The sequence below is a fragment of the Bradyrhizobium sp. SZCCHNS1022 genome (genome assembly GCF_032484835.1).
GTDB lineage: Bacteria > Pseudomonadota > Alphaproteobacteria > Rhizobiales > Xanthobacteraceae > Bradyrhizobium.
Window position 1 is genome coordinate 1,264,665 of the sequence record NZ_JAUETT010000002.1, and the last position, 21,352, is coordinate 1,286,016.

The window sequence follows — 21,352 nt, forward strand, 5'->3', positions numbered from 1 at the left end:
ATTCGGAAGACGACCTTTGACCAGTGAAGCGGACCTGACCAGCCGATGCCGATAACGATCCTCGATCTCATCCTGCTCGGCGTCATGCTGATTTCGGGACTGCTCGCGATGGTCCGCGGCTTCATGCGCGAGGTGCTGTCGATCGCGGCCTGGGGCGCCGCCGCGCTGGTAACGCTTTATTCATTCTCGAAGCTGCTGCCGACCGCGAAGACCTATTTCAACAACGACACGGTCGCGAGCGTGGTCGTGGTCGCCGGTACCTTCATCGGTACCCTGATCGTGGTGTCGATCATCACGGTCCGCATCTCCGACATGATCCTGGATTCGCGAATCGGTGCGCTCGACCGCACGCTCGGATTCCTGTTCGGACTGGGCCGCGGCCTTCTGATCGTGGTGGTCGCATTCCTGTTCTTCAGCTGGCTGGTGCCGGAAAAGCAGCGGCCCGATTGGGTCACCGGTGCAAAATCCCGCGTCGTCCTGCAGGGAACCGGGGATTGGCTGATGTCGCTCTTGCCTGACGACCCCGAGAACACCATTTTAAAGAAATTCAAGAAGAACAAGCCGGAAGACGACCAGACTGACACCGAGCCGCCAGCAGCAGGCGGTGATGGGTACTCAAAGCCTGCCCGCGACAGCTTGAAAAAGCTGATCGAGAAGCCCGCGGCCAAGTGAGGCCGAGGCCTCGCCTAGCAAGGCGGCATGTGAACGAGACCCAGAAGAGAGGCGCGATGGACCAGAACCACGATTCTTCCGGCGAAGCCCAACAAGCGGATCTGGACTTTGGACCTCCCCCCTACCTACGAGACCCCGACCTAGATGGAGACACGCTGCGCGAGGAGTGCGGCGTGTTCGGCATTTATGGGCACGACGACTCCGCCGCGATCACCGCGCTCGGCCTGCACGCGCTTCAGCATCGCGGCCAGGAGGCCGCCGGCATCGTCTCCTATGACGGCTCCCGCTTCCACAGCGAACGACGGCTCGGCTTGGTCGGCGATACCTTCTCCCGCCGCGAGGTGATCGAGCGCCTGCCCGGCAATGTCGCGATCGGCCATGTGCGCTATGCCACGACCGGCGCCACCATCCTGCGCAACGTGCAGCCGCTGTTCGCCGAGCTCAACGCCGGCGGCTTTGCGGTCGGCCACAACGGCAACCTCACCAACGGCCTGACCTTACGCCGCGAGCTGGTGCGCGCCGGCGCCATCATGCAGTCGACCACGGACACCGAGGTGATCCTGCATCTGGTCGCGCATTCCCGCCGCACCAATTTCATCGACCGCTTCATCGAGGCGCTGCGCGCCATCGAGGGCGCCTATTCGCTGGTCTGCATGACCAACAAGAAGCTGATCGGCGCGCGCGATCCGCTCGGCATCCGCCCGCTGGTCTATGGCGAGCTCGAGGGCTGCCCGATCCTGGCCTCCGAGACCTGCGCGCTCGACATGATCGGCGCGCGCTACATCCGCGACGTCGAGCCCGGCGAAGTCGTGATCTTCGACGAGCAAGGCATGCACAGCCACAAGCCGTTCCCGCCGAAACCGGCGCGGCCCTGCGTGTTCGAATACATCTATTTCGCTCGCCCCGATTCCATCGTCGGCGGCCGCTCCGTCTACGAGGTGCGCAAGGCGTTCGGCGCCCAGCTTGCCCGCGAAAGCCATGTCGATGTCGACGTCGTGGTGCCGGTGCCGGATTCCGGCGTGCCGGCCGCGCTCGGCTACAGCCAGCATTCCGGCGTGCCGTTCGAGCTCGGCATCATCCGCAACCATTATGTCGGCCGCACCTTCATCCAGCCGACCCAGAGCATCCGCGAATCCGGCGTGCGCATGAAGCACTCGGCCAACAAGGCCGCGATCGCGGGCAAGCGCATCATCCTGATCGACGACTCGCTGGTGCGCGGCACCACCTCGAAGAAGATCGTGCGCATGATGCGCGACGCAGGCGCGACGGAAGTGCATTTCCGCCTGGCCTCGCCGCCGATCCTCTATCCCGACTATTACGGCATCGACCTGCCGGACCGCGGTGGCCTGCTCGCTGCGACTCATTCGCTGGAGGAGATGCGCGAGCTGATCGGCGCCGACTCGCTCGCCTTCCTGTCGATCGACGGCATGTACCGCGCCATGGGCGAGCCCGCGCGCGACCCGGCCAGCCCGAAATTCTCCGACCACTGCTTCACCGGCAGCTATCCGACCCACCTCACCGACCAGGCCCTGGTGGAGCCGCAGCCGCGGCAGCTGTCGCTGCTGGCTGAGGCGAGCTGACGCGCAGCGTCATCCCGGGGCGAGGCCGCAGGCCGTGAACCCGGGATCTCGAGCTTTTTTATCCGTGCCCATTACGATCGGGATTCCGGGTTCGATGCTTCGCATCGCCCCGGAATGACGGCCGTTATGCCTATGGGCTTGTCCTAGCCGGTCACGTCTGTAAAACCGCGCCAACCAAGACGCGGAAACAGCCATGTCCCTCCCCCTCGCCTCCCGTATCGCCCTCGTCACCGGCGCCTCGCGCGGCATCGGCTATGCCACCGCACGCGCGCTGGCCCGCGCCGGCGCGCATATCGTCGCCGTCGCGCGCACCCAAGGCGGGCTCGAGGAGCTCGACGACGAGATCCGGAAGGAGACCGGCAACGGCGCCACGCTGGTGCCGATGAGCATGACCGACACCGACGGCATCGCGCGGCTCGGCGCGGCGCTGCACGAGCGCCACGGCAAGCTCGATATTCTCGTCGGCAATGCCGGCGTGCCCGGCCCCTCCTCGCCGCTCGGTCATATCGACCTGAAGGCCTGGAACGATGCGGTCGCGGTCAATGCGACCGCCAATTTCCAGCTGATCCGCTGCATGGAGCCGCTCTTGAAGGTCTCCGACGCCGGCCGCGCCCTCTTCGTGACCTCCGGTGCCGCGCACAAGGCATCGGCCTATCTCGGCCCTTACGCCGCCAGCAAGGCCGCGCTGGAGACCTTGGCGCGGGTGTGGGCTCACGAGACCGAGCGCACGCCGCTGCGCGTCAATCTGTTCAGCCCGGGACCGATCCGCACCCGCATGCGCGCTACGGTGTTTCCCGGCGAAGATCCTGACACGCTCGACACGCCCGAGCAGGTCGCCGAATTCATCGTGCCGATGTGCCTGCCAAGCTGGACCGAGACCGGCAAGCTCTACGACTACAAGAGCCGCACGCTGAAGAACTTCCAGCCGCCGGCCTGAGCGGTTGCAGGGCGGCAACTTCGACGGCTACTTGGCGTCCTCGTCCTCGCCGGCCGCGACCTTGACGAGGCTGATCGCGCGCTCCGGGCAGGCAACGACGCACAGGCCGCAGGCCAGGCAGCGGTCGCTGCGCGGCGTATAGGCCGTCTTCATGCCGTGAACCCGAACGCGCAGGCGGCCGACGAAGGACAGCGCGCGGAAGTCGGCCGGCTCGATCGCCGTAACGTCGAATACGTCGTAGGGACAGACCTCGACACAATCGCCTTTAGCCTCGCATCGATTGCGATCGACAACGGGGACGTAGGCGCCGGGCATGGCCTGGCATTCGGTCCCCGGACGGTCGGGATGCCGCGCGGCCTTGCGCACCTTGGCCGGATTGGCTCGCTTGGAGCGACGCGGCTTGGCGACGGAGTCCGGCACACCGCCGGCTGCTGGGATCATCTCGGAGTCACGCATCGGCGGTCAACGCCATGATGTTGCCGCCGGGATCACACAGCCGATGCTGATCGCCGTCGCCCATGACGTCGATCCGTCCACGCCACCGATGGCTGTAAACGCCACCGCCTCTCATCAGGCTGCGACAGAGTCAGAGCAGTCATCATGGTCTCCATTCGGCGAGGCCGTTGAAGCTTGCCTTGCCAGGAGTGCACATGATCCGAACGCGCAGGGGCATCAGCGGGAGGCCGCGCATGGCTACTTCCTGTCCTGCTTGGCGTTGGCCGGCGTCTGATGATCGCGCGCCGCCACCAGCTCCTTGCGCAGTTTCTCCTGCTCCTCCCACGTCAACACCGGACGCTGTTCGTCACGGGGCACGTCGTTCACGGGAAGATAGTTGTAAGTATTGCCGAACCGCTCGGCCTCCGACGGCATCACGCCCGAGGACGCGCAGCCGGCAAGCGACAGTGCGGCGATCAGCCAGGCCGCCGCTGCACGCGCGCGGCGTCCGACCGCCGCCGCTTCAATCCGCGACATCTCGATGCGGACGATCATCGCACCGCTGCTCCCACATCGGCCGGATGAAGCTCCGCGATACCGAGCGTGCGCCCCGCCCCTGGCAGCCCGGGCGGGCTCTTCGTCCAGGGATAGCCGCGTCTGCCCATCTGGTAACCGCGATCGAACAGCGCGCCCATATAGGCCCGGTCGAACGGTCCATCTGCCTGCACCGTAAAATCGTCCGGGATGCTGGCGAGATTGAAATCAACGCCGTTGAATTTGGTGATGGAGTAGATGCGGTAAAGATCTCCGATGCCCTGGTTCTTGATCAGGGTGGACAGCGAGCGCTGCGTGACCGAGAGCATGTCGGCACCGACGTTCTCCCATTGCGGGTCGATGCGAGCGTTGCGAATGACGAACAGCCGCGCGCCGCGCGATGCGCGCCCGGCCCGCTGGCTCGCAATCAGGCGCTGGATCGACGGGCCGATGAAGACCTGCCGGGTGACGCCGCCATCGACATGAAGCTCGTCATAATCCTTGTCGCCGATGCGAACCTTGATGCGCACCGGTGCGAACGCACCGGGCACGGTAGCCGAGGCCAGCAGCACCTGGCGAAACAGCGCGATCGCCTCGGGCGTATCGACCGCAGCGATTCGGCCCATATCCCACAGCACCGGCCGCTGGGCATCGAGGTCGGTCGTCCCGATCAGCAGGACACGCCCCTTGCTACTCTCGCGGGCGACATCGCGCAGGAAGTCGCGATCGACATATTTCTCGATCAGGTTCGAGAGCGGCGCATTGTCGGCCAGTGCCGCTCCCTGCAGCAGTCCGGAGACGTTGACCGTGAAGATGTCCTTCCGGCCATAGGTGGTGAAGATCTCGCGCAGCTTGTCGTCGCGCTCGCGGCCGAGAAACACGAACGGCGCAATCAGCGCACCCGAGCTCACCCCGGTCACCATGTCGAACAACGGCCTCTTACCGGACTCGCTCCAGCCGACCAGAAGGCCCGCGCCGAACGCGCCATTCTCCGCGCCGCCGGAGATCGCGAGGAAGTTGAGCTGCCGCGACGCCAGGGCATTCGCGGAGGCGCGTTGCACGAACGTGTCGGCAAATGCCGGCGTCGCCTCATCGCCCCAATACCGGACGTCTCGGAAGCCGACCGGATCGAGGTGGCCGGAAGCCATCTCCGGCGGCGCAGTGCGGGGCATGAGCGCGGCGCAGGCCGCGAGCTGGGCGGACGCCAGGATCGCCCCGGCGATCCGAAACAGTTGCGCCGCGCGGCTGCGGAACGATACCTCTCGCCCGGGCGCGGTCGCGCCTATCGCCCCCCTGGGCGTGGCCAACGCAGGAAAGCCCCGCGACATCAGGTCGAGACGCATCATACCCCTGGATACCTTGGCCGCTCATTCCTAGATAAACTACTCTAATAATGTTCCACAACTTCCCGCCCACGTCCACTAAAGTTAGATCAAATTCTCTAGATTAGAGGACACGGAAGTGTTTCTTTATGTTTCCAGGGCTGAGCAGCGGACGGCGCCATGAGGAAGGTCGACCCGGTCAAACACGAACAGCGGCGCCAGGAGATCATCCAGGCGGCGCTGCGCTGCTTCGTCAGGAACGGATTCCATGGTGCAAGCACGACCGACATCTGCGCCGAAGCCAAGATGAGCCCGGGGCACCTCTACCATTACTTCCCCAGCAAGGAGGCCATCGTCGAGGCTCTGGTGCAGAGTGACCTCGCCCATGCGGCCTCGCGCGTCGAATTGATCCTGGCATCTCCCGACATCGTCGAGGCGTTGCTGAGAGAGATCGAGGACACCAGCATCCATCGGCCTGAAGCCCAGGTCCTGAGTGCCGAGGCGCTGGCGGAAGCCTGCCGGAATCCGTCGTTCGCACGCATCGTCCAAGAACATGCGCGCGCGATACGCGCCCTGCTTGTCGATTTCCTCATCAAGGCGCAGCGCCGCGGTGAGGTCGATCCTGCGCTCGATCCCGAAGCCGCCGCCAACATTCTCTCTGCCGTGGTCGACGGCGCCCGCGCGCTGCCGATCCGCAATCCCACCGTCGACATCAAGAAAAGCACGGAGCATTTGCGGATCATGCTCAACCGCTTCCTGAGGCCGCCGGCGACGCCGATGCGACCTCCCGCGGGAAGCAGCAAGCGCCGGGCCTGTGGCCCCCTGGGTCTGCTGAAGAAGAAATGACCGGCCTCGCGGACCGTCCCGCGGTGCGCGCCAACTCGACAGATCCCGGCCTGCGCAAGGCCCGCCCTGGACGGGCGCCGCGATTGGCTCCGCTCACCGCCCGCGATTGACTGCAATCAACAAGCAGCTGACCACAGCTCACAGGGAGGATGCCATGACGCGCGCCTTGCGCGAACTCGCGAGCATTGTCGCCCGGTTCGTTCCGCTGGTGGTTGCAGCCTTCCTCATCCTGCTTCCGCGTTTTGCCGGGGCCGGCGAGATTCCGACCTTCGCCGTCGACCCGTCCTGGCCCAAGCAGCTCCCCAACAACTGGATCATCGGCCAGGTCGGCGGCATCACCGTCGACTGGCAGGGCCATATCTGGATGATCCATCGGCCGCGCTCGCTGACAGACGACGAGAAAGGCGCGACGCTGACGCCGCCCCGCTCCAGATGCTGCATCCCGGCGCCGGCCGTGCTCGAATTCGATGTCGACGGCAATCTGCTCCGCGCCTGGGGCGGTCCGGGCGACGGCTACGAATGGGTCGGGCGCGAGCACGGCATCGAGGTCGACGAGCGCGGCTTCGTCTGGATCGGCGGCAATGCAGACAACGACAACGCGATCCTGAAATTCACCCTCGACGGGAAATATGTCGGGCAGATTGGCAGCATCGCGCCGAGCAAGGGCTCCAATGACACGACGCAACTCGGCAAGCCGGCTGAGACCGCGATCGACAAGGATGCCAACGAAATCTACATCGCCGACGGCTACGGCAATCGCCGGGTGATCGTGTTCGACGCGACGACACTGACCTACAAGCGGCACTGGGGCGCCTATGGCCACGTGCCTGACGACGCCAAGCAGCCGCCCTACGATCCGAAAGCGCCGGTCGCGCAGCAGTTCGGCAACCCCGTCCATTGCGTGAAGATCGCGGGTGACGGGCTGGTCTATGTCTGCGACCGCATCAATGACCGTATCCAGGTGTTCAAGAAGGACGGCACCTTCGTCAAGGAATGGTTCTTCGAGAAGAACACGCTCGGCAACGGCGCGGTGTGGGACCTCGCGATCTGGCCCGATCCGAAGCAGAGCTACTTGCTCTCGGCCGATGGCGAGAACAACGAGATCCGCATCATCGATCGCAATAACGGCAACGTGGTCGGCAGCTTCGGTCATAACGGCCGCAGCGCAGGCCAGTTTCACTGGGTGCACGCGATGGCCGTGGACAAGCTCGGCAACGTTTATACCGCCGAGGTGGACACCGGAAAACGCATCCAGAAATTCAGATTGACCTCGGACGCGCTCCGATAAACCTAAAAATGCAGGAGCCGGATCGTGGACGCGGCCCCGCGCCTTTTTGCGCATTGCTGCCGCACGCAAGAGGAGCTATCGAACGAAGATCAGCAAAAGCCCCGCTCAAGAGGGCCGCGCTGGACACAACACCAGGGAGGATACAATGACGACGACCTATGCGCGGCGGCTCGCGATGCTGCTCGCAGCCACCACGCTCGGCTTTGCTGGTCACGCTTCCGCCGACGACAAGACCGTCAAGATCGGCGTGCTCAACGACATGTCGAGCCTCTACGCCGATATCGGCGGTCCCAATTCGGTGGCCGCAGTCAACATGGCAGTGGAGGATTCCGGCCTCAAGGCCAAGGGCTGGACCATCGAGGTCATAAGCGGCGACCACCAGAACAAGCCTGATGTCGGCGTCAACATCGCAAGGCAGTGGATCGACAGCCAGAAGGTCGACGCCATCGCCGATACGCCGAACTCCGGCGTCGCGCTCGCCGTCTCCAATCTGGTCAAGGAGAAGAACGCGATCCTGCTCAATTCCGGCGCCGCAACCGCAGACCTCACCGGCAAGGCTTGCAACGCCAACACCGTCTCCTTCACCTACGACACCTACATGCTCGCCAACGGCACCGGCAAGGCGCTGACCAAAGCCGGCGGCGATACCTGGTTCTTCCTCACTGCGGATTACGCCTTCGGTGCGGCACTGGAGCGCGACACCACCGCAGTCGTCACGGCGAACGGCGGCAAGGTGCTCGGCAGCGTCAAGCATCCGATCAACTCGTCCGACTTCTCCTCCTTCCTGCTGCAGGCGCAGTCGTCGAAGGCCAAGGTCGTCGGGCTCGCCAATGCCGGCGGCGACACCACCAATGCGATCAAGCAGGCTGCCGAATTCGGCATCGTCCAGGGCGGCCAGAGGCTCGCGGCGCTGCTGCTGTTCGTCACCGACGTGCATGCACTCGGCCTCAAAGTCGCGCAGGGCCTCACCTTTACCGAGTCCTTCTATTGGGACCTGAACGACAAGACCCGCGCCTGGTCGAAGCGCTTCATGGAGGCGTCGCCCAAGCATACGATGCCCTCGATGACGGTCGCCGGCAATTACGCCGCCGTGCTGCATTACCTGAAGGCGTTGGAGGCGCTTGGCGGCAATCCGCATGACGGCGCCAAGGTGGTCGCCAAGATGAAGGAGATCCCGACCGACGATCCGCTGTTCGGCAAGGGCCCGCTGCGCGCCGATGGCCGCCGCCTGATCCCGGCCTATCTGTTCGAGGTCAAGAAGCCCGAGGAATCGAAGTACCCTTGGGACTACTACAAGCTGATAGCAACGATTGCGCCGGAAGATGCCGCCAAGCCGCTGGAAGCAAGTGACTGTCCGCTGGTGAAGAAATGACGGCGCATAATTTCTGTATGTTTCGCCTGTGTCGGACCGGAAACTTTTGAGCCATCGGCGAGGTTCGCGTGTTGCGAACCTCGCCGCTGTTTCTCCTCGCGCATCACGCATCCGCAGCGCGATCGCTGAGAGTCATGCGAAGGAGAAGCGCCTGTGATCAAGAGATAGTTACTGACCGGTGCCGTGGAGGCGCGCGCGCTCACGAGAACGACACATCGCTGTCACCTACCGCGACTAAATGCCGCAGCGCGACAGCACACGTTCTTTTTGGGCCAGCCGAATGAAAATCAGACTTCTTTCCACGGTCGCAGTTTCTGCGCTCGCCATCACGATTGCATGCACCGCTCCTGTCTCCGCGGATCAGGACGAACGGGGCCATCAGCATGCACATGACGGAGACACCGCGACACCGATCAAGCATCTCGTGATCATCTTCAACGAGAACCGTTCCTTCGACCATTATTTCGCGACCTATCCGAACGCCGGCAATCCGGCCGGAGAAATTCCCTTCAAGGCCAAGCCGCATACGCCGAAGGTGAACAACCTCGCCAACGCCAATCTCCTGGTCAACAACCCGAACTCGACCAACACGGCCAACGGCACCGGCGCGACAGACCCGTTCCGCCTCGACCGCACCCAGGCCAACACCCGTTCCCAGAACCACGCCTACACGCCCGAGCAGCAGGCCTACGACAACGGCAAGGCTGACCTGTTCCCGAAATTCACGGGCCGCGGCACCGCCGGCGGTGCCGGTGCCTTCGGCACCAACGGCCAGGTGATGGGCTATTTCGACGGCAACACCGTCACGGCATTCTGGAATTACGCTCAGAACTTCGCGATGAACGACGCCGCCTATACTGACACCTACGGCCCGTCGACGCCCGGCGCGATCAACGTGATCTCCGGTCAGACCAACGGTGCGCAGAACATCGTCGGCTCGTCATCATCGATCGCAGACGGCCAGGGCGGCCTGACGCTGATCGGCGACACCGATCCCGCCTATGATTCCTGCTCGAGCACGACGAGCACGGTCTTGATGTCGGGACAGAACATCGGCGACCTGCTCAACGATGCGAAGATCAGCTGGGGCAGCTTCATGGGCGGCTTCAACCTCTCTCTGACCAACACCAACGGCACGACCGGCTGCGCGCGCAGCACCTATTCGAGCAACGTGGCCAGCACCATCACCGACTATATCCCCCACCACGCCTGGTTCCAGTATTACAAGTCGACGGCTAACCCGACCCATGCGCGGCCGAGCTCGCTTAGCGCAATTGGACACACGTACAAGGCCGACGGCAAAACCGTCGATCCGGCCAATCACGCCTATGACCTCGAGGACTTCTACGCCGCGGTCTCGGCCGGCAATTTCCCCGCCGTTTCCTACATCAAGATGCCGGCCTATCAGGACGGTCATCCCGGCAATTCCGACCCGCTCGACGAGCAGGCCGGCAACGTCGAGCTGATCAACTTCCTGCAGCAGCGTCCGGACTGGAAGGAGACCGCGGTCATCGTGACCTATGACGACTCCGACGGCTGGTACGACCACGCCTATGCGACGCCGACCAGCGCCTCCTACGACTCCAGCGCCGATCAGGTCAACGGCGCCGGCCTGTGCGGCACCGGTGCTGCCACCCAGCCTCAGCCCAAGGGCCTCAACGGCACGCCCGTCAACGGCCGCTGCGGTCCGGGCACGCGGGTTCCGTTCATCGTGATCTCGCCCTACGCCAAGCAGAACTACGTCAGCCACACGCGCATCTCGCAGGCTTCCGTGGTGCGCTTCATCGAGGACAACTGGTTGCACGGCCAGCGCCTGGGCCGCGGCTCGTTCGACGCCAGCGCCGGATCGATCATGGACCTGTTCGACTTCGAACATGATCACGACGATGAGGCGAACAAACTGTTTCTCGATCCGACTGCGGGCACCGTCATCGTGAGCGTGCCCGAAGGCCATCACCACTAGATCATGATGCGATTAGAACGAACCGCATCATGATCTCATCTCTTTGATTGAGCATGATCTCCGCGCAAACGCCTATGGCGTTTGTCGCGAGGGAAAACCGGTTTCCACTTCTCCGGATCATGCTCTAAGCGATCAGAACAGACATATGAACGTTCACATGTCGTGGCTCCTCGGCGCCGGCCTGCTCTGCATGGCCGGCGCTGTCTCCGCGCTCGAGGCGCAGGGAGTTCCTGGAGCCAATCCGAACCCGATCCACCTCGTCCGTCCGCACACTGCCCCGCTCTCCGCGATGGCGCAGCTCGGCCGGCAGATCTTCAACGACGCCTCGTTGTCGTCGTCGGGGGCGCTGTCATGCGCGTCCTGTCACAGTGCGGATCACGCTTATGGCCCACCTACTGACGAGCCGGTCATGCTCGGCGGCTCGACCCTGTCGCAACAAGGCGCGCGCGCGGTCCCATCGCTGACCTATCTCGAGCGTCAGCCGAATTTCAGCATCGGCCCCGATAAGGGCGACGACGAGAACCTCGTCGACCTGGCGCAGATGGCTGCGATCGCACAACAAGCCCCGCGCGCGAAGAAGATCGCGACGCAGAGTGCAGCTTCGGCGGCGAACATCGTGCCGCAAGGCGGCCTGTTCTGGGACGGACGCGCTGACACGCTGCAGGATCAGGCGCTGTTTCCCCTGCTCGACCGGCGCGAGATGGACGGTGGCAGCATCGAAACCGTCGCCGGCAAGCTGCGCCACGCGCCCTATGTGGAGAGCTTCATCGGCCTGTTCGGCGCCAACATCTTCAACAATCCCCGACTGCTGGTCTCGGAGGCGATGTTCGCTGTCGCCCGCTATCAGCTCGAAGAGCCGAGCTTTCATCCCTACAGCAGCAAGTTCGACTACTGGCTGGAGGGCAAGGCGCAGCTGAGCGCGAGCGAACTGCGCGGCCTGCAATTGTTCAACGATCCCGACAAGGCCAATTGCGCCGGCTGCCATCCTTCCAGCCCTACCCGCGACGGGCTGCCTCCTCTCTTCACCGACCATCAGTACGAGGCACTCGGCGCGCCGCGCAATGCAGCGCTGGCCGACAACCATGATCCAAGCCATTTTGATTTGGGCGCCTGCGGTCCGCAGCGCACCGACATCGCCGACCAGACGCAATATTGCGGCATGTTCCAGACCCCGACCTTGCGCAACGCGGCGACCCGCCGCGCATTCTTCCACAACGGCGTCTTCCGTACTCTGCAGCAGGTGCTCGATTTCTATAATTTCCGCGACACCAATCCTGAGAAGGTCTATCCGCGCGCGGCCGATGGCACCGTGCAGAAATACGACGACCTACCCGCGAAGTACCGAGCCAATGTCGACGTGACCGATCCGCCGTTCGACCGCAAAGCGGGGGAGAGTCCAGCGATAACCGCGCAGGACGAAGCCGACATCATCGCCTTCCTGAACACGTTGACCGACGGCTATCAGCCGAAGCCTTGAGCGGCCCGCCTGATCATCCCCTGATCGCTGGTGTCACCTCTCGCCATCAGCGCAGCAGGGCCGCGAGCCGGCCGATGCCCTCCGCGATCGTCGGTTCCTGCGGCAGCGAATAGGACAGCCGGATCGTGTTCGCTCCGCTGCCGTCGTGAAAGAAAGCCGCACCCGGGACGAACGCCACCTTGGCCTCCTCGACGGCCCGCTCCAATAACGCCGCACCGGACATGGATTCCGGCAAGGTCGCCCACACGAACAGGCCGCCCTCCGGCCTGGTCCAGCTCACGCCCGACGGCATCTCGGCCTCGAGTGATCCCAGCATGGCGTCGCGCTTGCGCCGGTAATGCGCGCGCGCCGTCGCGATCAACTCGGCGTGCCGGCCGCCTTCGACCAGCCTGTGCATCACCATCTGATTGATGGCCGATACGTTCAGGTCGCTCGCCTGCTTGATGAGCACGAGACGGCCGATGATAGCGCGCGATGCGCAAACCCAACCGACGCGGAGGCCGGGCGCGACGGTCTTCGAGAACGTCCCGAGATAGATCACCCGCGAGCGGTCCAGCGAGCCGCTGCGGCCGGCATCGATGGCCTGCAGCGCCGGGAGCTCGTCCCCTTCGAGCCGCAGCGCCGAATAGGCGCTGTCTTCGAGCACCGGCACGTCGAGCTCGGCGGCCAGGTCCAGGATGTCGCCGCGCGCGGCCAGCGAGAGCGTATCTCCGGTGGGGTTGGCGAAGTCGGGCACGACATAGGCAAACTTGACGCGCGCGCCCGACGTCGCTTTCGCGGCCTCGTCGGCATAGGACGCCGGCGTCCGGTTGGAGGCGTGCGGGCGGATCACGTCGTAGCGCGGCTCGTAGGCCGAGAAAGCCTGTAGCGCGCCGAGATAGGTCGGAGCGGTGACCAGCGCCGTATCGCCGGGGGTGAGCAGCAGCTTGCCGAGGAAGTCCAGCGCCTGTTGCGAACCCGACGTGATGAGGATGTTGTCGGCCGACGCTGGGACGCCGCGCCCAGCCATGTGACCGGCAATCCATTCGCGAAGCGGAGCGTAGCCCTCGCTGACCGAATATTGCAGCGCCGCCGATGCGCCGGCCTGGTCGGCGAGAACCTCGCCATAGGCTTGCGTCGCCGCTGCTGCAGGAAACAGTGCGGGATCGGGAATCCCGCCGGCGAAGGAAATCACCCCAGGTCGTTCGAGCAGCTTGAGCAGCTCACGAATTTCCGATGCCTTCATGCGCTCGGCGCGGCGCGCGTAGATCGGTTGCCAGCTGGACATGATTCCACCCCGAGGAGCTTTGAGAGTTTATGTCAGTATAATTGACCTATTTTCGGCGAGACGCAAGACTCAAAATTCAATCAAAAGTTGAATTGTTATGCCGCAGATCCTCGGACGACAGCGAGGGGGCGGCGTCAGATCACGGGCCAGGGTCTTACGGCTGTGTGCGCTCGAGCTGCTCGTGCTTAAAGAGCCGAGCGCGCTTTACGAGGGTCGCTTGCGCTTGTGCGCAAACGGATTGGCCTTCTCGCGCAAGGTGATGCGAACCGGGGTGCCAGGCAGATCGAACGTGTCGCGCAGCGAATTGGTGAGGTAGCGCAGATAGGATTGCGGGATCGCGTCCGCCCGCGAGCAGAACAGCACGAAGCTCGGCGGCCGCGCCTTGGTCTGCGTGATGTAGTTGAGCTTCAGCCGCCGGCCCGAGACCGCCGGCGGTGGACTGGCCGCGATCGCCTGCTCGAACCAGCGATTGAGCGCCGAGGTCGGCACGCGCTTGTTCCAGACCGCATAGGCGCGGACGATCGCCTCCATCAGCCGGTCGATGCCCTCACCCATCAGGCCGGAGACTGCAACGATCGGAGCGCCTGCGACCTGCGGCAGCCAATGATCGGCATCGGCGCGCAGCGCCGAGATCTGGCCGGGCTTGCCGTCCATCAGGTCCCATTTGTTGACCGCAATCACCAGCGCGCGGCCCTCGCGCTCGATCAGATCGGCGATGCGCAAATCCTGCTCCTCGAAGCGGTTCTGCGCGTCCATCATCAGGACCACCACCTCGGCAAAGCGCACCGCGCGCAGCGCGTCCGCTACCGACAGCTTCTCCAGCTTTTCCTCGATCCGCGCACGGCGCCTCAGTCCGGCCGTGTCGTAGATGCGGAAGCCGCGGCCCTTCCAGTCGATCTCGACGGCGATGGAATCGCGCGTGGTGCCGGCCTCGGGACTGGTGAGCAGCCGCTCCTCGCCGAGCAGATGATTGATCAGGGTGGACTTGCCGGCGTTGGGACGGCCGACGATGGCGACCCGGATCGGCCGCTGCGCGCGCTCCTCGTCGGTCTCCTCGTGCTCGTCCTCATCAGACGCAGGAGGCACGAGCTGGCTCACGGCGTCATAGAGCTCGCCCATGCCTTCGCCATGCTCCGCCGAGATCTGGATGGGATCGCCGAGGCCGAGCGCATAGGACTCCATCGCGCCGGCTTCGCCGTGCTTGCCCTCGCTCTTGTTGGCGAGCAGCAGCACCGGCTTGTTGGCGCGGCGGGCGAAATCGGCGAAGGCGCGGTCGGTCGGGGTCAGGCCGACGCGGGCGTCGATCACGAAGAACAGAGCGTCGGCAAGCTCGATCGCGGTCTCCGTCTGCTCCTGCATCCGCGCGGTCAGCGAGCCCTTGGCACCCTCGTCCAGTCCCGCGGTGTCGATCACCGTGAAGGCGAGGTCGCCGAGACGGGCCTCACCTTCGCGGCGGTCGCGGGTCACCCCCGGCAGGTCGTCGACCAGCGCCAGCTTCTGTCCGACCAGGCGGTTGAACAGAGTGGATTTGCCGACATTGGGCCGGCCGATGATGGCAATCGTGAACATGATGATCCAATGCGCCCCTGGTGCGCTTTACGCCGAAAGCTCTAGCTCAATCGGCCAGCGACTGGAATGACGCGCCGGAACAGTCGGTCAAAGGATTAACGGCTGAAGGAGCCGCTCGGCATCGGCGCCGGGAATGAACCGGACGTGCCTGATTGCTGCTGCGGCTGGGCGGCCGTTGTATCGTCCTGGGGCGGTGCCGTGGTGCGGCGGCGGGCGATCTTCTTGGGCTTCGGCGCGGGCGGCACGCCTGCGGCGCCCTCCTCGACCGCAGCGGCCTCGCCATCCTGCGGCGGCTGGTCGACCGGCGCGGCAGCGGTGTGCCTGGCTTTCTTGCCCTTCTTCGCCTTAGGCTCCTCGGCCGGCGGAGGCTGCACAGGCTGAGCCGCCTGCTGCTGCTCCTCGGTCTGCTGCTTTTCGACCTCGCCCTTGTAGAGCTCCTTCGGCACGCCCTGCTCGAGCCCGGGCACGCCCTCCGGAAACACCGGCTTGCGGTCGCCGGGCAGCTTCTTCTTGGTGTCGAGAAAATCGAGCAGATCGCTCGGGTCGAAACTGCCGCCGCTCGCACAGCCGCCCAGCACGCTGGAGAACGCGAACAGGATGGTGGCGGCAATCAAGCGTTGGTGGCGGCGCATGGTCGGTCCCCCGTTCAAACGTAAAGTCCTGCCGTCGGGCGTCGTCAGCTCTTGGCCACGGGCGGCAACAAGGCCTGCAGCGCCTCCGCGCGCGAGCGCAGCGCCGGCGGCGTCTCGCCATCGAGCGCGATCATGTCCAGCCATTGCCGGGCCGCAGCCGCATCATTGCCGCGCCATGCGGAGAGGGCCAACAGCTCCCGCGCGGCGTGCCGGAACGGTGCGCCAGCCCCGGTGTCGCCTTCCAGGCGCAGCTTCATGTCCTGATAGCTTGCCGTATCGACGAGCAGGCCGGCGGCGCGAAGCCGCGCCAGCGCCTGCTGCTCGCCGCCGATGCTGCGGTCGGCCGCCAATTCGTCGTAGAGCTTGGCCGCCGCCTGCTTGTCACGTGTCGCGGCCTCGGCAGCCTCGCGGAAACGGGCCAGCATGCGATAGCCGGACGGCGCCCTGCCGGCCAGATCGGCGAACGCCTTTTCCGCCTCGGCGTGCTTGTTCTGGTCAGAAAGTTCCACGGCCTTGTTGAAGGCGGCGCCCGCATCGGCGGCCTTCTGCCCCTCGAGATATTGGTAAGCGCGCCAGCCGCCGACGCCGGCGACGACCAGGAGCGCCACCGCAATGATGAAAATCGAATACCGGTCCCACAGCTGCTTGAGCTGCTCGCGGCGGACCTCTTCGCTTACTTCATCAAAAAATTCAGACACTTAGCGATGTCCCATGATAACCGCTGTGAGGTGTTTCGCGTGCGGTATTAACGTGCCGGCGAGCACCCAGCCCCCGATATGTGGCGCCGATACCGCGCCGATATGGCGGAGGCAAGGCCGGCCTTGCGGAATCAAGAGCTTAATACCGGTTTTGCGTCGCTCCCGCCGGAACGCGGCTATCATGCCCTCACCGCTTCGCGCAACTGCCTTCTGATCCCCTCGCGTGGAACGGGCTCGGTTCTCAGGTCTTGGTCTTCATGTCGTAGACATGTTCGGCGGCCGGAAAGGCGCGCGAGCGGACATCCGCCGCATAGGCCGCCACGGCCTCCTCGATGGCGGGTCCGAGATTACCGTAGCGGCGAACGAATTTCGGCACTTTCGGCGACAATCCGAGCATGTCCTCCAGCACCAGCACCTGACCGTCGCAAGCTGCGCTGGCGCCGATACCGATGGTTGGAATAGCGACGTCTTGCGTGATCTTGCGCGCCAGCGGCTCGGCGACCGCCTCGATCACCATCGAGAAGGCGCCGGCCTCGGCGATTGCGCGCGCATCGTTCTCGATCGGGGCCCAGCTGTCCGCCTCGCGCCCCTGGGCCTTAAAACTTCCGAGGGTGTTGATCGATTGCGGTGTCAGACCGATATGCCCCATCACCGGAATCCCGCGCTCGGTGAGAAACCGCACCGTCTCGGCCATCCGCACGCCGCCTTCGAGCTTGACCGCGCCGCACTGCGTCTCCTTCATGATCCGCGCCGCCGAATGGAACGCCTGCTCTTTACCGGCCTCATACGAGCCGAACGGCATGTCCACCACGACCAGCGCCTGGCGTGAACCGCGCATGACGGCGCTCCCCTGCAGGATCATCATGTCGAGCGTGACCGGCACGGTGGTCTCGAAGCCATGCATGACGTTGCCGAGCGAATCCCCCACCAGGATCACATCACAATGCCGATCGACCACCGCCGCAGTGTGGGCGTGGTAGGAGGTCAGCATCACGATCGGCTCGCCGCCCTTGCGGGCCCGGATGTCGGGAGCCGTCTTGCGCCGGGTCGTGGATTGGACCGACATCGTCAGCTCCCCATCACGGGAATGCCGAGCACGACCGGGTGGAAGGCGAAGGCTAGCGCCAGATAGGCGACGATCCCGACCACTACCGCGATCAGATCGTTGCCGATGCCGCCGACAGGAATCGGCGGGGCGCCCGGATCGGCACGGCGCTTCAGCGAGATGCGATCGTACACCGCCCAGGCCAGGATCGAACCGAACAGAACGATGCCGCCGAGATCGCCATTGGCGAGCAGATGGCCGAATGCCCATAGCTTCACGCCTGCCAGCATCGGATGCTTGACGGCCCTATAGATGCGGCCGCGGACATAGGCTGCGACGACCAGGATCACCGCCGGCAGCATCAAGGCGATGTTGAGATGCTTCAGAAATTTCGGAGGATTCCATACGGCCTGGAACTCGTCGGCGCGATAATGCGCAAAGCCCCAGACGATCAAGGCGAGGCCGGCCAGCGCCACCAGCGAATAGACGATCTTGTAGGTCCCTTCGCCCATGGACGCGATCAACCGCGCCCGCGCCCCGCGCTGCGCCGTGAACACATGGGCGCCAAGAAATAGCACCAGCCCCACCACCATCACCAGAAGTCCCACGATCGATCCCCCTCTTGCGTGCTGGCGTCAGTCAGACCCCCGTATCATTTTTGGTGGTCGCATCGCAATGTGTCGGCAGCAGTCCGCACTTCAAGTCACTGTTTCTCCGACGACGTCTTCCCGAGGTCGCGATTATCGACGTAGCGGATCGCGATGGGACGCCCGGCGAGCGCGCCGCCCAGATTGGATGAGAACTTGAGCGGCAGGCACGACTGGAGCGAACTGTTGATCGCCTTCAGATAGGTATCGCGCGTATCGGCCGAGACACCTGACGTCGCGTAGGTCAGCCGCGGTGAGCCGATCATCTCGCCGTCGCGCTTGAAGCTGAAGCGCACCGTCATCTGCATGCCCTCGCGCGCGGCATCCGCCGCCGGCGGCGTCCAGCAGGACCTGAGCGCTGCGAACAGATCGCCGATATTATCGAGATCGTGGTCGGGCTTCTGATACTTTGCCGCCTGATCCTTTGCAGGCACGCTCTGCACCGTGAGCTGCAGATTCTCCCCGTACGGATAGTCCATTTCCGGTATGCACGGCCACGGCCCATAGACGCCGCAATAGGACGGCGTGCACGGCCCTTCGTCGAGCACGCTGCAGGGCGTGTGGGCAAACGGCACCGGATTGATCTGGCGAGCGCGCCGCTGTGCGGAAGCCATCGCGGGGACCAGCAGCAGCAGGATCAGGCAAAGACGCAGCATGGATGACACCAGGGATCGCTCACGAGAAGGTGGTCGCGGCGCCCGCCGACACAAGGCCAATCCCGTTCACGTCTGCGCGTTCCGTCTCCTCGCGCGGCCGACTCGACCCTGGCGCCGGAACTTGGTTAGATCACGGCAACTGCGACCTCACGAAAGACGAAATATGAGCCCGTCCACACGCCAGACCACGATCAACATCATCAATCCCAACATGACGGAATCGATGACCGCGCTGATCGCGAAGGCTGCGCAGACGAGCGCGAGCCCGACGACGCGCGTCGTCGGCCGGACTGCGCGTTTCGGCGCCGCTTCGATCGAGGGACATTACGACGAGGCCCTGGCGACCATCGGCATGTTGAAGGAAGTGGCCGAGGGCGATGCGGCCGGCTGCGACGCCCATGTCATCGCCTGCTTCGGCGATCCTGGCCTGCTCGCCGCGCGCGAGCTCTCCGCCGCACCCGTGCTCGGCATTGCGGAGGCGGCCATGCACGCCGCGAGCTTCGTCGCCACCCGCTTCAGCATCGTCACCACGCTGTCGCGCACCAAGATCATCGCCGAACATCTGGTGCGCAACTACGGCATGGAGCATAGTTGCCGCAAGGTTCGCGCCGTCGATGTGGCGGTGCTCGATCTCGACAAGCCGGAGGCCAATGTCCGCGGCATTCTGCTCGACGAATGCCGCGATGCGCTTGATAACGACGGCATCGGCGCGATCGTGTTGGGCTGCGCCGGGATGGCGGATCTTGCGCAGGAGCTGTCCGGCGAGCTCGGTATTCCCGTGATCGACGGCGTCGCCGCGGCAGTGCGCTTTGCCGAAGCGCTGGTGGGACTGGGGCTGAAGACCTCCAAGCACGGAGATCTCGCCTTCCCCCTGGCCAAGGCCCGCACAGCGATTTGAGGTCCTGCCCACCCGGGCAGTTACGAAACCGCGGATGACGCTCCACATTTGGGATCACCCCTGTTTGGAGCCGCCCATGTCCAATCTGCCCGTGTCCGATCTGTCCGCCCTCACCTCGCTGTCGTCAGCCCTCAACGCCATCGTCGTACAAGCCGCTGGCGCGGTCGTGTCCGTCCACTCCCACCGCTCCCGTGCGACCGGCTTCGTCTGGAAGCCCGGCCTTGTGGTCACCGCCGAGGAGGCACTGGCCGACGAGGGCGAGATTACGCTGGTGTTTGCCGACGGCAGCACGCGACCGGCGACTATCGCGGGCCGCGATCACACCACCGACGTCGCCCTGCTCCGCTTCGAGGCTGCGGGCCTTCCCGGCACGCTCACGCCCGCAGGACTCAAGAACGCGGTGCCGCCGCTTGCCTCGCTTGCGGTGGTCGTCGCAACTGATGATGGTGCGCCAACCGCGGCGCTCGCGATGGTCTCGAAATCGGCCGGCGCCTGGCGCAGCCTGCGCGGCGGCGAGATCAGCGCGCGTATCGAGCTCGGCACCCGCCTGCGCCGCAGTCAGGAGGGCGGCTTGGTCCTCAGCGCCGATGGCAGGGCCATCGGCATGGCGGTGCTGGGTCCGCGCCGGACGCTGGTGATCCCTGCGGCCACGATCGAACACGTTGCCGGCAGGCTCGAAACCCACGGCCGGATCGCGCGCGGCTATCTCGGCGTCGGCCTGCAGCCGGTGAAGCTCGATGACGGCATCGGCGCGATGGTGATGAGCATCGACAAGAACGGCCCGGCGGCGGCCGCCGGCCTGCGCCAGGGCGATGTGCTCACCGCGCTCAACAATCAGTCCTTCAGCAGCATGCGGGCCTTGATGCGCGAACTTGGCCCCGACAGTGTCGGTGCCGTGGTCGACGTGGCGGGCCTGCGCGGCGGCGAGCCGGTCCGCTTTGCGCTCACCATCGGCGAGAGGCCGGCCGCGTGACGGAGGAGACGAGGCCGCCGATCGTCATCGCGATCAATCTCGACGATCCCGATCTTGCGGACCGGCTTGCGGCGCTGCTCGGAAAAGTCGGCGGCCTGCGCCTGGCGGCGCCGGGCGAGCCTGCCGATGTCGTCGTGGTCGCGCCGCAGCCTGCCGAGGACGGTACCGCCGACAGTTTTCAGCTCACCGCGCGCGAACGCGACGTGCTGGCCCTGCTCGCCGAAGGAGCTTCGAACAAGGAGATCGCCCGCGCGCTCGGCATCTCCGTGCACACGGCCAAATTCCACGTCGGCTCGTTGTTGGACAAGCTCGACGCCACCGGCCGCACCGATGCGGTCGCCCACGCCGCGCGGCACGGGATCATCAATTTGTAGAGCTACGGCTTGTCATTCCGTAGAGCGCAGGTCCATCCACTGGTCATTCCGGGGCGCGCGGAACGCGCTCGTTCCGCGCAACATGACGCGAAATGGATTCCTGTATCTGACCGGGTGTCACTGTCATAGTGGCGGCGGGTAGAGACAGCTCGTTGGATTCCCGGTTG

The 21,352-nt window shown here is 65.0% G+C and carries 21 protein-coding genes; 11 read left to right on the forward strand and 10 right to left on the reverse strand.

Annotated features, from left to right (window positions below; genetic code table 11):
• Positions 1-45 precede the first annotated feature (45 nt).
• The 3 genes from QX071_RS19415 to QX071_RS19425 all read left to right on the forward strand — a co-directional run bounded on the left by QX071_RS19415 (position 46) and on the right by QX071_RS19425 (position 3,189).
• Positions 46-672, forward strand: a complete 627-nt coding sequence (locus QX071_RS19415) for a CvpA family protein (protein WP_315704229.1) — start codon at positions 46-48, stop codon at positions 670-672.
• 56 nt (positions 673-728) lie between these two features.
• A complete protein-coding gene (gene purF, locus QX071_RS19420) occupies positions 729-2,252 on the forward strand; it encodes an amidophosphoribosyltransferase (RefSeq protein ID WP_315704230.1) in 1,524 nt (507 codons plus the stop codon).
• 193 nt (positions 2,253-2,445) lie between these two features.
• Positions 2,446-3,189, forward strand: a complete 744-nt coding sequence (locus QX071_RS19425; RefSeq protein ID WP_315704231.1) for an SDR family NAD(P)-dependent oxidoreductase — start codon at positions 2,446-2,448, stop codon at positions 3,187-3,189.
• Positions 3,190-3,216: 27 nt separating this feature from the next.
• Here the strand turns inward: QX071_RS19425 and QX071_RS19430 are convergent, their stop codons facing one another.
• The 3 genes from QX071_RS19430 to QX071_RS19440 all read right to left on the reverse strand — a co-directional run bounded on the left by QX071_RS19430 (position 3,217) and on the right by QX071_RS19440 (position 5,504).
• Positions 3,217-3,645, reverse strand: a complete 429-nt coding sequence (locus tag QX071_RS19430; protein ID WP_315704232.1) for an ATP-binding protein — start codon at positions 3,643-3,645, stop codon at positions 3,217-3,219.
• Between the two features lie 237 nt (positions 3,646-3,882).
• Entirely contained in the window at positions 3,883-4,179 is a 297-nt protein-coding gene (locus QX071_RS19435) for a hypothetical protein (RefSeq protein ID WP_315704233.1), read from the reverse strand.
• On the reverse strand, positions 4,176-5,504 hold the full coding sequence (locus QX071_RS19440; protein ID WP_315704234.1) for a patatin-like phospholipase family protein: 1,329 nt from the start codon (positions 5,502-5,504) through the stop codon (positions 4,176-4,178). The genes QX071_RS19435 and QX071_RS19440 overlap by 4 nt, the downstream gene beginning before the upstream one ends.
• A 156-nt stretch (positions 5,505-5,660) precedes the next feature.
• On the opposite strand from QX071_RS19440, the gene QX071_RS19445 reads away from it, so the two are divergent.
• The 5 genes from QX071_RS19445 to QX071_RS19465 all read left to right on the forward strand — a co-directional run bounded on the left by QX071_RS19445 (position 5,661) and on the right by QX071_RS19465 (position 12,426).
• Positions 5,661-6,326 carry a TetR/AcrR family transcriptional regulator gene (locus tag QX071_RS19445; RefSeq protein ID WP_315704235.1) on the forward strand — a complete coding sequence of 222 codons (666 nt, stop codon included), beginning with the start codon at positions 5,661-5,663 and terminating at the stop codon, positions 6,324-6,326.
• Positions 6,327-6,480: 154 nt separating this feature from the next.
• The gene (locus QX071_RS19450; protein WP_315704236.1) at positions 6,481-7,614 is read left to right on the forward strand and encodes a hypothetical protein; all 1,134 of its coding nucleotides are present in this window, start codon (positions 6,481-6,483) and stop codon (positions 7,612-7,614) included.
• Between the two features lie 145 nt (positions 7,615-7,759).
• The gene (locus QX071_RS19455; RefSeq protein WP_315704237.1) at positions 7,760-8,986 is read left to right on the forward strand and encodes an ABC transporter substrate-binding protein; all 1,227 of its coding nucleotides are present in this window, start codon (positions 7,760-7,762) and stop codon (positions 8,984-8,986) included.
• Positions 8,987-9,266: 280 nt separating this feature from the next.
• Positions 9,267-10,949, forward strand: coding sequence for an alkaline phosphatase family protein (locus QX071_RS19460; RefSeq protein WP_315704238.1), 1,683 nt, complete (start codon positions 9,267-9,269; stop codon positions 10,947-10,949).
• 157 nt (positions 10,950-11,106) lie between these two features.
• Positions 11,107-12,426 (forward strand): cytochrome-c peroxidase, encoded by a 1,320-nt coding sequence (locus tag QX071_RS19465; protein WP_315704239.1) that lies wholly within the window; start codon positions 11,107-11,109, stop codon positions 12,424-12,426.
• Between the two features lie 46 nt (positions 12,427-12,472).
• On the opposite strand, the gene QX071_RS19470 is transcribed toward QX071_RS19465, so the two are convergent.
• The 7 genes from QX071_RS19470 to QX071_RS19500 all read right to left on the reverse strand — a co-directional run bounded on the left by QX071_RS19470 (position 12,473) and on the right by QX071_RS19500 (position 18,940).
• On the reverse strand, positions 12,473-13,693 hold the full coding sequence (locus QX071_RS19470) for a PLP-dependent aminotransferase family protein (RefSeq protein WP_315704240.1): 1,221 nt from the start codon (positions 13,691-13,693) through the stop codon (positions 12,473-12,475).
• Positions 13,694-13,897: 204 nt separating this feature from the next.
• Positions 13,898-15,265: a ribosome biogenesis GTPase Der gene (gene der, locus QX071_RS19475; RefSeq protein ID WP_315704303.1), complete on the reverse strand. Its 1,368-nt coding sequence runs from the start codon at positions 15,263-15,265 to the stop codon at positions 13,898-13,900.
• Positions 15,266-15,357: 92 nt separating this feature from the next.
• Positions 15,358-15,894, reverse strand: a complete 537-nt coding sequence (locus QX071_RS19480) for a hypothetical protein (protein ID WP_315704241.1) — start codon at positions 15,892-15,894, stop codon at positions 15,358-15,360.
• 44 nt (positions 15,895-15,938) lie between these two features.
• A complete protein-coding gene (locus QX071_RS19485) occupies positions 15,939-16,592 on the reverse strand; it encodes a tetratricopeptide repeat protein (protein ID WP_315704242.1) in 654 nt (217 codons plus the stop codon).
• 241 nt (positions 16,593-16,833) lie between these two features.
• A complete protein-coding gene (gene panB, locus QX071_RS19490) occupies positions 16,834-17,658 on the reverse strand; it encodes a 3-methyl-2-oxobutanoate hydroxymethyltransferase (RefSeq protein WP_315704243.1) in 825 nt (274 codons plus the stop codon).
• 2 nt (positions 17,659-17,660) lie between these two features.
• Complete coding sequence (locus tag QX071_RS19495; protein ID WP_315704244.1) at positions 17,661-18,245, reverse strand: NnrU family protein; 585 nt, start codon at positions 18,243-18,245, stop codon at positions 17,661-17,663.
• Positions 18,246-18,340: 95 nt separating this feature from the next.
• Complete coding sequence (locus QX071_RS19500; RefSeq protein ID WP_315704245.1) at positions 18,341-18,940, reverse strand: hypothetical protein; 600 nt, start codon at positions 18,938-18,940, stop codon at positions 18,341-18,343.
• 163 nt (positions 18,941-19,103) lie between these two features.
• Here QX071_RS19500 and QX071_RS19505 point away from each other — a divergent pair, with 163 nt between their 5' ends.
• From QX071_RS19505 to QX071_RS19515, 3 genes are all read left to right on the forward strand, one after another.
• On the forward strand, positions 19,104-19,838 hold the full coding sequence (locus tag QX071_RS19505; RefSeq protein ID WP_315704246.1) for an aspartate/glutamate racemase family protein: 735 nt from the start codon (positions 19,104-19,106) through the stop codon (positions 19,836-19,838).
• A 76-nt stretch (positions 19,839-19,914) separates the two neighbouring features.
• A complete protein-coding gene (locus tag QX071_RS19510; protein WP_409977498.1) occupies positions 19,915-20,811 on the forward strand; it encodes a S1C family serine protease in 897 nt (298 codons plus the stop codon).
• Complete coding sequence (locus QX071_RS19515) at positions 20,808-21,185, forward strand: helix-turn-helix transcriptional regulator (protein WP_315704247.1); 378 nt, start codon at positions 20,808-20,810, stop codon at positions 21,183-21,185. The genes QX071_RS19510 and QX071_RS19515 overlap by 4 nt, the downstream gene beginning before the upstream one ends.
• The last annotated feature ends 167 nt before the right edge of the window (positions 21,186-21,352 follow it).

Bases quoted from the DNA above. Each gene is read 5' to 3' on its own strand.
- QX071_RS19500 (WP_315704245.1), bottom strand. From the start codon at position 18,940: ATGCTGCGTCTTTGCCTGATCCTGCTGCTGCTGGTCCCCGCGATGGCT.
- QX071_RS19435 (WP_315704233.1), bottom strand. From the start codon at position 4,179: ATGATCGTCCGCATCGAGATGTCGCGGATTGAAGCGGCGGCGGTCGGA.
- purF (WP_315704230.1), top strand. From the start codon at position 729: ATGGACCAGAACCACGATTCTTCCGGCGAAGCCCAACAAGCGGATCTG.
- QX071_RS19425 (WP_315704231.1), top strand. From the start codon at position 2,446: ATGTCCCTCCCCCTCGCCTCCCGTATCGCCCTCGTCACCGGCGCCTCG.
- QX071_RS19465 (WP_315704239.1), top strand. From the start codon at position 11,107: ATGTCGTGGCTCCTCGGCGCCGGCCTGCTCTGCATGGCCGGCGCTGTC.
- QX071_RS19510 (WP_409977498.1), top strand. From the start codon at position 19,915: ATGTCCAATCTGCCCGTGTCCGATCTGTCCGCCCTCACCTCGCTGTCG.
- QX071_RS19505 (WP_315704246.1), top strand. From the start codon at position 19,104: ATGAGCCCGTCCACACGCCAGACCACGATCAACATCATCAATCCCAAC.
- QX071_RS19430 (WP_315704232.1), bottom strand. From the start codon at position 3,645: ATGCGTGACTCCGAGATGATCCCAGCAGCCGGCGGTGTGCCGGACTCC.
- QX071_RS19450 (WP_315704236.1), top strand. From the start codon at position 6,481: ATGACGCGCGCCTTGCGCGAACTCGCGAGCATTGTCGCCCGGTTCGTT.
- panB (WP_315704243.1), bottom strand. From the start codon at position 17,658: ATGTCGGTCCAATCCACGACCCGGCGCAAGACGGCTCCCGACATCCGG.
- QX071_RS19470 (WP_315704240.1), bottom strand. From the start codon at position 13,693: ATGTCCAGCTGGCAACCGATCTACGCGCGCCGCGCCGAGCGCATGAAG.
- QX071_RS19480 (WP_315704241.1), bottom strand. From the start codon at position 15,894: ATGCGCCGCCACCAACGCTTGATTGCCGCCACCATCCTGTTCGCGTTC.
- QX071_RS19445 (WP_315704235.1), top strand. From the start codon at position 5,661: ATGAGGAAGGTCGACCCGGTCAAACACGAACAGCGGCGCCAGGAGATC.
- QX071_RS19455 (WP_315704237.1), top strand. From the start codon at position 7,760: ATGACGACGACCTATGCGCGGCGGCTCGCGATGCTGCTCGCAGCCACC.
- QX071_RS19415 (WP_315704229.1), top strand. From the start codon at position 46: ATGCCGATAACGATCCTCGATCTCATCCTGCTCGGCGTCATGCTGATT.
- QX071_RS19440 (WP_315704234.1), bottom strand. From the start codon at position 5,504: ATGATGCGTCTCGACCTGATGTCGCGGGGCTTTCCTGCGTTGGCCACG.
- QX071_RS19460 (WP_315704238.1), top strand. From the start codon at position 9,267: ATGAAAATCAGACTTCTTTCCACGGTCGCAGTTTCTGCGCTCGCCATC.